This is a genomic window from Solidesulfovibrio aerotolerans (assembly GCF_009856865.1).
Classification (GTDB): domain Bacteria; phylum Desulfobacterota; class Desulfovibrionia; order Desulfovibrionales; family Desulfovibrionaceae; genus Solidesulfovibrio; species Solidesulfovibrio aerotolerans.
Window position 1 is genome coordinate 1 of record NZ_WVUD01000072.1, and the last position, 10,523, is coordinate 10,523.

A 10,523-nucleotide genomic window follows, 5' to 3' on the forward strand; every position below is an offset into this window, starting at 1 on the left:
GCCCGCACCCGCCGCCCAGCCGGCCGCTATGCCCGCCACCGCGCCCCAGCCGGCCGCTGTGGCTGCTGCCCCGTTGCGGGCCGTGGCCCCGGTTGCCCCGGCGTCCACCCAGGGACTGGGCGCAGCCCTGACCCTGGCCGGGGCCGCGTTGCCCCCCAGCGCCGACGATCAGGTCATCGTGGTGGACCCGGAATATACAGGCGAACTCCAGGTCACCCCGGCCGCCGCCCCGGCGGCAGCATTGCCGACCGCAGCCCTGCCGCTGACCCTGGGCGAAACCGCCGTGCGTCCCGGCTGGGCCGTCACCCGGCAGGCGGCACGGATTTATGGCAGTGGCGGGAAAGCCATCATGGCCCGTGTCGCCAAGGCCAATCCCGGCGTCGATTTCAACCGGGTGCGCGCCGGCGAGACCATTGTTTTCCCGGCCATCCCTACCGATGCACTGCCTGAGGGCGCGTGTCTGATTCGGGTTGCCTCGGCCGACACCTTGGATAAAGGCTTTGCGATTATCGGCCGTCAGCGCGAAAGCGATCCCGTGCTGTCGCTGTATTGCACCCAGCAGCCCGGCCTTGGCCTGCGGTTCGATGTGGTGCTGGCCCATCTGTTCGCCAGCCGCGCCGAAGCCGAGGCGGCCCTGGTCGGGATGCCCCGCGAACTGGCCGCCAGGGCCGTGGTGGTGGATGGCTTCCCGGCCGGCACGGTGCCCTTTACGGATCTCGCCCTCTGGAACGGCCTGCGGACCCTGCCCAAAACCGCTGCGCCTGCTGCTGTCAAGCAGGTGGCGGCCACGGAACCGGCGGCCCAGCCGTTGCCGTAGCGCTGGCAGGGTCGGCTAACGCACGAAGCAAGGAAGGATCACAGGAACATGGAGCCGAGAAAACGCTTGCGGTTGGGCGAAATGCTCGTTGATGCCGGACTCGTATCCGACGATCAACTGCGCCAGGCTCTGGCTGCCGGCAAGCGTGGGGGACTGCGCCTGGGGCAGCAGCTTGTGCGCGACGGCATTGTCAAGGAAGCCGAGATTGTCGATCTGATCAGCCGCCAGATGGGGCTGGCCAAATACACGCCCGAGCGCTACCCGGTGACCTCCAATCTGGCCGAGCTGCTGCCGGCCGAAATGGCCCTGCGCGCCAAAATCGTGCCCCTGTCCAAGGTCGGCAACCTGATCCGGGTGGCCATGCCTGATCCGCTGGATATCGCCACTATTGAAGATATCGAAATCTATAAGAACTGCGAAGTTGAACCGGTCATTTGCACCGAGCGCGAACTGGGCTACCTGACCAGTTCGGTCTATGGCATGGGCCTTGGCAGCGAAGGCGTGCTGGACAGCATCGAATCCATGCGCGACGGCGACGAACCGTCGGCACCGGCAGCCAGCGAGGAGATGCAGGTCAGCTCCCTGGAGGGCATGGCCGGCGAAGCCCCGGTGGTGCGCTTCGTCAACTCGCTGTTGTCCCAGGCCGTGCGCGAAGGGGCCAGCGACGTGCACATCAGCCCCGAGCGCGATCAGGTGCAGATCCGCATGCGTATCGACGGCAAGCTCAAGTCCGTGCCGTCACCGCCCAAGCCCATGATCCTGCCGATTATTTCCCGCATCAAAATTCTGGGGAACTTGGATATTGCCGTCAGCCGCATCCCCCAGGACGGCCGGTTTACCGTGGCTATCGATCGCAAGGAAATAAACGTCCGCGTTTCGACCTTGCCGACGATCTATGGCGAGAATCTGGTTTTGCGTCTGCTGGACATGGGCGGCGGTGGGCTGGCCCTGTCCGATCTCGGCCTTGCCCCCGAGGATCTGGCCAAGGTCCGGCTGGTGGTGGACAAGCCCTATGGCCTGTTCCTGTCCACCGGCCCCACGGGTTCGGGCAAGTCCACCACGCTTTTCGCCTTGTTGCGCGAGATAGCCCGTCCCGACATCAACGTCATCACCTTGGAAGACCCGGTGGAATATCGCATGGAAGGGGTGCGCCAGGTGCAGCTCAACCGCAAGGCCGGCATGACCTTTGCCAGCGCCCTGCGTTCCACCCTGCGCCAGGACCCCGACGTGGTGCTTGTGGGCGAAATCCGCGACCCGGAAACCGCTGCCATTGCCACGCAGGCGGCGCTCACCGGCCACAAGGTGCTCTCCACCGTCCACACCAACGATGCCGCCGGCGCGGTCATGCGGCTTATGGACATGGGCATCGAACCGTTTCTGGTGTCCTCGACGCTGATGGTGTCCATTGCCCAGCGGCTGGTGCGCCGCATCTGCCCCAACTGCGCCGAGCCGTACACGCCGCGCCCGGAAGTGTTGCGCTTTTGGAATCTGGAAAACACCGGCGACGCGGTATTCATGCGCGGCCGGGGGTGCTATATGTGCGGCGATTCGGGCTTTAAAGGCCGGCTTGGCCTGTTTGAGATTTTGGTCATCGACGACGAGATTCAGGAGATGGTGGCCAAGCGGTCCACCTCCCGGGAGATCACCCGGTTTGCGGCCGATTCCGGGCGGCTCAAACTGTTGCAGGACGACGCGCGACTGAAAATCCTGGAAGGCAAAACCACCTTCGAGGAAGCCTCCTCCGCAGTGCTGGTCTAACGGCAAAGGACGGGAAACGTGCCGCAATATACCTACGAGGCCATCAACGAGGCCGGCAGCGCCGTGACGGGCGTTTTGGAGGCCGATTCGTCCGACGCCGCCAAGCTGCGCCTGTCGGGGATGGGGTATATCCCGGTGTCCGTGCAAAAGGGCGGCGGCGGGGCGGGGTCGTCGGCGGGCGGGTTTGGCGAGAGCCTGGAACTAATGCTGTCCTCGGTCAAGGCCCAGGAGCTGATCCTTTTCACCAAGCAGCTTAAGACCATGCTCGGGGCCGGCCTGTCCATGCTGGAGATCCTTAAGGTGCTGGAGCAGCAGTCGGAAAACCCCCGCCTGCGCAAGGTCTGCGCCAACATGTCCGACGCGGTCAAGCGCGGCTCCACCATCTCTGACGCCATGGCCGCCCAAAAAGGCGTTTTCAACGAACTCTACATCAGCATGGTCCGGGCCGGCGAAGCGGCCGGTGCCCTTCCGGCGGTGTTGGACCGTCTGATCTACATTGTCGGCCACGAGCATCAGGTCAGATCAGATATAAAATCGGCACTCCAATATCCCATTACAGTTGTCATTGCCCTGGGCATTGCTTTTTTCGTCCTGCTCAGATTCGTCGTGCCGACATTTGCCGGCGTATTTGCAGCAGCGAAGGTCGAATTGCCCATGCCAACGCGTATTGCACTCTTGTTGAGCGACGTCATCGATAAGTATTGGTACATAACTTTTGGTATTATTTTCATCGTAGTTGCGTCACTGTACATGTGGTTTCGCACGGAACACGGCAAGGTTACCCGCGATGCCTTTTTCCTGCATATCCCGGCCATCGGCGTGTTGTTGCGCAAGTCGGCCATGTCGCGTTTCGCCTCCATTTTTTCCATTCTCCAGGCCAGCGGCGTGCCGGTGTTGACCACCATCGACATCCTGGTCGGCACCATCGGCAACGCGGCCATTGCCAAGGAATTTCTGCGCATCCAGGAGATGATCCGGGCCGGCCAGGGGCTGGCCGGGCCGCTGTCCCGGGCCAAGTATTTCACGCCCATGGTGGTGACCATGGTGGCCGTTGGCGAGGAGTCGGGCAATCTCGACGAGATGCTGTCGGCGATTAGCGAACACTACGATGCCGAGGTGGCCTACGCCGTCAAGCGTCTCTCCGACGCCATCGGGCCGGTGCTCATTGTCGGTCTGGCCGGGGTGGTGGGTTTTTTTGCCATGGCCATCTTCCTGCCCATGTGGGACATGTCGCGCGTGGCTTTTCAGCACTAAAGCGCCAAGGATTGCTTCTATGCGGCGACGTTTTGACGTGAGCCTGACGGTACTGGTGCCCATTATCCAGGGCGGAGTTGCCGCCCTGGCTGTCTTGTGCGCCGAGTATCTGCCTCGCCTCTTGCCTGCCGTGTTCCCCGGTGACGCCCCCATGGTCGTAGCCCTGACAGCAGGCATTACGGTGGCCTGCGTTTCCTCGGTCTTCGTTTACGCCGCCTTGCGCCCCGTCCGCCGTCTGTTGGCCACTGCTACGCCGGCCATGGCGCTGCCCACAGTGCCGGGCAGACAGCCGATGGGCGAGTTCGACCGCCTGGAACGCGTGGCCGACCAGATGGCCGAAGTGTTGGGCACCCTGGACGCGCGAACGCTTTTCCCGCACATGGTGGGAGAGAGCCGGGTCATGCGCGGGTTTTTTCCCCAGATAATAAAGGTTGCGGGGACCGATTCCACAGTGCTGCTGCTGGGCGATTCCGGGACCGGCAAGGAACTGGCGGCCCGCAGCATCCACGACAAAAGCGGCCGGAGCAACGGGCCGTTTGTGGCGGTCAACTGCGCTGCCATTCCCGCGGGGTTACTTGAGAGCGAGCTTTTTGGCCACGAGAAGGGAGCCTTTACCGGGGCGGTGGCCCGGAAAAAAGGCAAATTTGAGCAGGCGGCCGGCGGGACACTGTTTCTTGACGAGATTGGCGACATGCCGACGGAAACCCAGTCCAAGATTTTGCGAGCTTTGGAAGCGCGCCAATTTGAGCGGGTGGGCGGCAACGCCGCTCTCGCCCTTGATGTGCGGGTGGTGGCCGCCACCCATCGCGACTTGGCGGCCATGATCCGGCAGGGGACGTTTCGCGAGGATTTGTTTCATCGCTTAAACGTCTTCCCGATCCACCTGCCGCCACTTCGGGAACGTCGCGAGGATATCCCACTGTTGGCGCAGCGGTTTCTGGAAGTCCTGCGGCCTGGGGCCACGTTGTCGGTGGAAGCCTTGCAGCGGCTATTGGCCTACGACTGGCCGGGCAATGTGCGGGAGCTCAAAAACACGCTGGAGCGGGCCTCGGTACTGGCCGGGGAACACGAGGTCGGGCCGCAGCATTTGCCGGGCCTTGCGGGCGCAGGGCCGGCTGTAACCGGCGACGTCGCGGACACGACCGATCTGGATGGTCGCTTGGCGGCCTATGAGCGGTCACTGATCGAGGCGGCCCTGGCGCGCACGGGCGGCGTGCAGTCCCGGGCGGCGGCCTTGCTCGGCGTCAAGGAGCGCAGCCTGTGGCATCGGGTGAAAAAGCTCGGCATCGCCCCGGGAGCCTTTAAGGACGCTGAATAGAAAGCGAGCAGCAAAATTTGATGGACAGGGCATCAAATTTTGGAGGACAGTCGGCAACGTGGGCGCAGGGCTGGTTGGGCGAAAGCGCTTTCTGGCTGGGTTTTGGCCCGCTTTGTTTGATTTTCAATTCTTGGCATGGCTTCTGCTCTATCAACCATGCGCCGTCAGCAGGACGGCACAAACCCCATCGGAGGAAAACGGAAATGGTTATGACCCCTACCCGCAAAAAAAGAGAGCAGCACGGTTTCACCCTTATCGAAATCATCGCTGTCCTGGTCATCCTGGGCATCTTGGCCGTGGTGGCTGTGCCCAAATATTTGGACCTGCAGACGCAGGCTCGCACCAGCGCGGCCCAGGGCCTGATCGCTGCAGCGCAGTCCCAATTGTCTATGGGATATGCCTCCAAAAAAATGAATGCAGGATATACGGAAACTCCTATCACGGAATGCCAGAAGGTGAAGGTTTCGGGCAGTGCTGGCGGAACCGTTACCTGCGATGGGGGGAATTGGAACGTCAACTCCAATATCACGGCGACCCCGACAGGTGGAACTGCTGTAAATGGTGTTTGGAACAATCCTGACTTGTAGATTCTGGTTCGGCCACTGCGCCTCGTGCGAAGGTGCAGTGGCCGTTTTTGTATGAAGGTAAAATATTGCTTTGAGCTTACTCTCCCAACCCTGTCAAACGGGAAAGGCTTTGCCACTGATGCGCGTGGAGCTATTGCCTGATCAAGGCTTTACGCTTATCGAAATGATAGCGGTACTTGTCTTGTTGGGGATTCTTAGCGTCAGTGCGGCGGTGTATTATGGCTCCCTGCTGGATACTTCGAAATCCCGTGGGGCCAGTTCCCTTGTGAGCGCTGCGCAGTCGCAGCTCTCGCTTGAATTCGCCCGGCGGGCGACAGCCGGTTTGACGCTTGATACGGATTCACAACCCGTGTGCGACTGGGTGGTTATCAGCAGCCCAAGCGTGGTCGCAAGTATCGTCTGCGTCGGCAATCTCACCGACGACGTAGCCATTACGGGCACGATTGACTCGAAGAGTTTTTCTGGAAGCTGGAACAGCCCCCTGGCGGGCGGTTCCTGATCTGCTTTGCTCCTCGCGATGGCATCAGGCAAACTTCTACTCGCGCCATCGGTGCCTTTTCGGACCAGCACGGCCGTTTCGAGCAGTGAGAATACATGAAATCCGTCAGTCGTTTGTTCCAAGCGTGGCGCAACTGGCCTGCTCTTGTCCTTTTGGCCGTCCTGGCTATCCTGTGGTGCCGCTGGCCCATCGTCGCCCTTGACTTCGACCTGTGGTATCATCTCACTGGCGGGGCCTATATCCTTGAGCATTTGCTGCTGCCGACCGGGCCGTTTTTCTCCTATATTCCGGCTGGCGACACGTGGCTTGATTACTACTGGCTGTTTCAGGTCATTGTCTTTTGGCTGCACGATGTCGGCGGCTATGTTGCCTTATCCTTGCTGCGCGCAGTACTCTATCTGGGCACGGTCTGGTGCGTCTATTGCTATCTGCGCGATTATGACGGCGAAGACGAAGCGGTCTGGTATCTGATCCCGCTGGCGATCACCTGCGCTTATGCCCTGGCTTTGCAGCCGCGCGATCTGCTGCTGCGGCCCCATGCCTTCACGTATCTCTATGTCGTCTTTATCCATTATATCGTTAAAAAGCGTCCCCGGCTGGCCTGGGGGCTGCCGGTGCTCACTATTATCTGGGCCAATATCCATGGGGTGGAATATCCGGTCATCCTGCTGGTGTTTGGGGCCTATCTGGCGGAATATTTCGCTGCCCGGCTGCTGCGCCAGCCGCCGGCGTCGGGCCTTGCGGCCATCCGCTGGCCACTGATCGTATCGCTGTATGCCGTGCTGGCCACGCCTGCCGGGGTGGGACTTTTGTCCAAGCCGTTTGCCGGGCCGCCGTTTCATGAACTGACGGTCATCGAGCTGGCCCGCCAACCCTGGGAAAAGTTTCTGTCCTTTTTTCTGTATCCAGACGGGCGGCTGGTGGACGGTGCCAGCAATCTGCTGGTGCTGGCCTCCATTATCGGGGCCGTTTGCCTTGCGGCGACGCGGCAGTTGCGCATATCCCGCCTTGTGCTCCTTGCCGGCGGGCTGATCCTGCTGCCGCGGATGCGACGCTTTACCTACGAATTCATGGTATTGGCCCTGCCGGTCCTGGGCGATGCGGCGGCGCTTTTGGCCCAGCGGTTCGTGCGTCCGGTGCGGCCCTGGGTTGCCGCTACGGTCAGCGCCGGGCTGGTGGTGCTAACCGTGGCCACGACTGTTGCCTATATGGGCATCCGGCCGGGCTATCCCGTGGATCAGTCGCGGTTGCCGGTCGGGGTGTGCAATTTTTTGATGCGCGCCGGGGATGGCGGGCGCATCTATAATGTACCCAATCCCGGCGGCTATCTGCAGTGGCGGCTCTATCCGAAATACGCCATCGGCATGGATATGGAGACGATGCTTTTTTCCACTGCCGATCTCTATGCCAGCACCACGGCCTTTAGCGACAAGACGGTGCTTGGCCGGATGCTGACCAGCTATGATCCCGGATTTTTGCTGGTCAACTGCGGCGATGAACAGGCTAAAAAGACCATCGCCGAATTCCCGCGTTTTGCGCCGGTCTATTTTGACGATGTCTTGGCGCTGTATGCCGACAAGGATAAATATCCGGCCCTTGTTGCCAAGTATCAATTGAATGCGTTGGATCACGTCGGTTGGCAGACCGAGGATTTTGAAGCCATGGCTGCGGCGCGGCGCGCTCAGATTGCGACGGAATGCGCCCGGCTGCTCGAGTTTTACCCCCAGGGGCTGACCGGCAACATGATCATGGCCAAGCTGTTGCTGGCCGCTGGCGAGACGGGCAAGGCCATGGTCCACGCCGAGCTTTTAATTGCCGAGTTCCCGGACCGGTATCTGGGCTATGCCATTAAGGCCCTGGCCGCGTTTAAAGAGGGGCGCTACGAAGACTCTTTGGCGCAAAACCGGCTTGCCCTGGCTCGGGCCATGCCGGGTGAGGCTGAGATGGTGCAGCGCAACATCTACGCCGCGTATGTGCGGTTGCAGCAGTTTGGCAAGGCCTATGACACGTTGTTGGCCATTAAAAACCCCATGTCTGGCACGACAAGCCCCAAGGATCTGTATGATCTGGCCTTGGCCGCCCTGGCCTCGGGGCGGGAGCGCGAAGGCAGTGTGCTGCTGGAGTTGGCCGCGTTAAAGACGCCTGCGACCGATGCGGCGCTGACTGGGGAGATCGAGAAGATGCGCCGCGAGTTGCAACCGGGAGCCGGGCAGAACGCATCAACGTTGCGGCCGCAGTGAACGCTTCCCAAGGGCAGTTGTTTGCAGTAGAAACGACGCTAATGCGGAGGAATTCCATGGCTGGTAGGGCATTCGGGCACCGGCGTCCTGACGGCGCGGCACAGGGCTTTACCTTGATCGAAGTGATCGCGGTTTTGGTGTTGCTCGGGATTATCGGTATTTACGCCACCAACCGCATGGGGAACGACCAATTCAAAGCCATTGCCGAAGCCGACGCACTGCGGGCGGCCCTGCGCTATGCCCAAGCCCGGGCCATGGCCGATATCTACACCTGGGGCATTTCGTTAAGCGCCGGCAGCTATCAGCTTGTGGAGGACAACCCCAGCGTTGCCAATGCTCCCCTGCCCGGCGGTGGCGGGACGACTCGGACCATGCCAAGCGGCGTCACACTCGGGGGCGCGGCCCTCATTCTCTTTGATTGGCGCGGCCAGCCGGTCACATCCCATATCACTGCCATCGGCGGCACGGCCAGCGCTGCAACCGCCAACCAAAATATCACCGTCACTGCCTCGGCGTCGACCGAGACCGTCACGGTCACGCCGTATACGGGGTTCATCCCATGAGCAAAGTATCGAAAGACGTCGGTTTTACGTTGATAGAAATTATTGCGACCATCGTCTTGTTTGGTTTGGTCGCGGTGATGGCCGTCTCGTTTTTTTCTTCCGGCGTGACGCGGACGGATATCCCAATCACCCAGTTGCAGGCGGATGCGCATTTGCAGCTTGTTTTGGAGAACATGATTGCTGACAAGGAAAATTCATACAGCGCGAACGGTACGGCGTTGAAAAATTTTGCGGATGCTCTTGGGACCGTCAATGCTTCGCAATCGACCTATGGGAGCGGCCGTAATTATTACCTTTCCGAAAAGCGATTTGTTTGTCCAAACGTTAGCAATTCTTTTCAAAGCAATGGCACTGCCTATCAATTTCTCCTTGTGACGATTAAAGATAATGTTAATTCTGGACCTAGTCTCAGTTATCTTTTCAGTTCAAATAATGCCAATGTAAATTGTGCATCAGGCGGAAGCTGATATGCGTTGCGATCATCGAGCCATACATCGTTTGAGAAGTGGATTCACCCTGATTGAGATTGTTTGCGTTCTCGTCCTGCTCGGCTTGATGGGGCTGTTTGGCACGCAAATGTTGTCCACCGCTGTACGCGGCTATACAAATGCCCGCAACGCTGACGAAATCGTTCAGAAGGCCCAGATGGCCCTGCAGCGGATGACTGTTGAGTTTACGTATATTATCCCAACGAACATGAATGGATCTGCAAATAGTATTCAATATAATGTAAATATCAACGGAACATTCGAGACGCACTTAATTTCACAAAATGGGAATCGGCTACTTTATAGGCAGGGTGGTGCAAATTATACATTGCTGGAAGGTGTTGCCGCAAATAGTCTAGGTTTTCTATACTATAATACTTACGCCGGAGCTGGTGCAAGCACAGCGGCCAATAGCGCAAACGTCAATCTTGTAGGTATTTCTTTTAATATGCAAGGTGACGATACGAGTCTTGGCCATTCCAAGGCATTTTCTACACGCGTGAAGGTAAATAAAAACTAACAAGGTGACGCCATGAAATGGTCTTATTTTCGAACTTGGTTTCATGGGATGTTGCAACCCGTGTTTCGATCTTCTTCTGGCGCTACAATGCTGTGGGTGATTGCTGCGATAACTATTCTTGGGGGATTTGCGGCCGCAGTTAATTCCATAACGCCATCCTCAATGCAGGGAAAACTAGCTGGTGAACGCGGCAGTCGAGCTTATTATGCAGCTCTGTCCGGTGTTGAATATTTTAAGGCTTTGCAGGATTCTGATAGAGAAACGTTTAAAGCAAAAAATAATGCAGGAAGAACAATTGGCTTTGGTGAGGACAGTTTTTTTATAACTAATATTGCTTCAGATTCAGATAGCTGGTCATTACTGTCCGGCTAAGAAAAGGCTTGACGCCTGAAAGCGACAACTGGTGCAAGCTCATGATGCCTTTCCACTTAGGCGATCAATTTTGAAAAAATGGCATAAATTGCCATGACATCAAGTTC

The 10,523-nt window shown here is 59.1% G+C and carries 10 protein-coding genes and 1 pseudogene; all 11 read left to right on the forward strand.

Annotated elements, in window-relative coordinates; translation table 11 throughout:
• Nucleotides 1–817, forward strand: a pseudogene (locus tag GTA51_RS19435) (ExeA family protein); the annotation flags it as partial.
• Nucleotides 818–865: 48 nt separating this feature from the next.
• Entirely contained in the window at nt 866–2,575 is a 1,710-nt protein-coding gene (locus GTA51_RS19440; RefSeq protein ID WP_160964078.1) for a GspE/PulE family protein, read from the forward strand.
• Nucleotides 2,576–2,593: 18 nt separating this feature from the next.
• Nucleotides 2,594–3,829 (forward strand): type II secretion system F family protein, encoded by a 1,236-nt coding sequence (locus tag GTA51_RS19445; RefSeq protein ID WP_160964080.1) that lies wholly within the window; start codon nt 2,594–2,596, stop codon nt 3,827–3,829.
• A 19-nt stretch (nt 3,830–3,848) separates the two neighbouring features.
• Nucleotides 3,849–5,147, forward strand: a complete 1,299-nt coding sequence (locus tag GTA51_RS19450; RefSeq protein WP_160964082.1) for a sigma-54 interaction domain-containing protein — start codon at nt 3,849–3,851, stop codon at nt 5,145–5,147.
• Nucleotides 5,148–5,350: 203 nt separating this feature from the next.
• Nucleotides 5,351–5,734, forward strand: a complete 384-nt coding sequence (locus GTA51_RS19455) for a prepilin-type N-terminal cleavage/methylation domain-containing protein (RefSeq protein ID WP_439333339.1) — start codon at nt 5,351–5,353, stop codon at nt 5,732–5,734.
• 118 nt (nt 5,735–5,852) lie between these two features.
• Entirely contained in the window at nt 5,853–6,233 is a 381-nt protein-coding gene (locus GTA51_RS19460; protein ID WP_160964096.1) for a type II secretion system protein, read from the forward strand.
• Nucleotides 6,234–6,328: 95 nt separating this feature from the next.
• Entirely contained in the window at nt 6,329–8,473 is a 2,145-nt protein-coding gene (locus tag GTA51_RS19465; RefSeq protein ID WP_160964086.1) for a tetratricopeptide repeat protein, read from the forward strand.
• 56 nt (nt 8,474–8,529) lie between these two features.
• Entirely contained in the window at nt 8,530–9,036 is a 507-nt protein-coding gene (locus GTA51_RS19470) for a prepilin-type N-terminal cleavage/methylation domain-containing protein (protein ID WP_160964088.1), read from the forward strand.
• On the forward strand, nt 9,033–9,503 hold the full coding sequence (locus tag GTA51_RS19475; protein ID WP_160964090.1) for a PulJ/GspJ family protein: 471 nt from the start codon (nt 9,033–9,035) through the stop codon (nt 9,501–9,503). Before GTA51_RS19470 ends, GTA51_RS19475 begins: the two co-directional genes overlap by 4 nt.
• A 1-nt stretch (nt 9,504) precedes the next feature.
• Entirely contained in the window at nt 9,505–10,044 is a 540-nt protein-coding gene (locus tag GTA51_RS19480) for a prepilin-type N-terminal cleavage/methylation domain-containing protein (protein WP_160964092.1), read from the forward strand.
• Nucleotides 10,045–10,056: 12 nt separating this feature from the next.
• The gene (locus tag GTA51_RS19485; RefSeq protein ID WP_160964094.1) at nt 10,057–10,416 is read left to right on the forward strand and encodes a hypothetical protein; all 360 of its coding nucleotides are present in this window, start codon (nt 10,057–10,059) and stop codon (nt 10,414–10,416) included.
• Nucleotides 10,417–10,523: the final 107 nt, after the last annotated feature.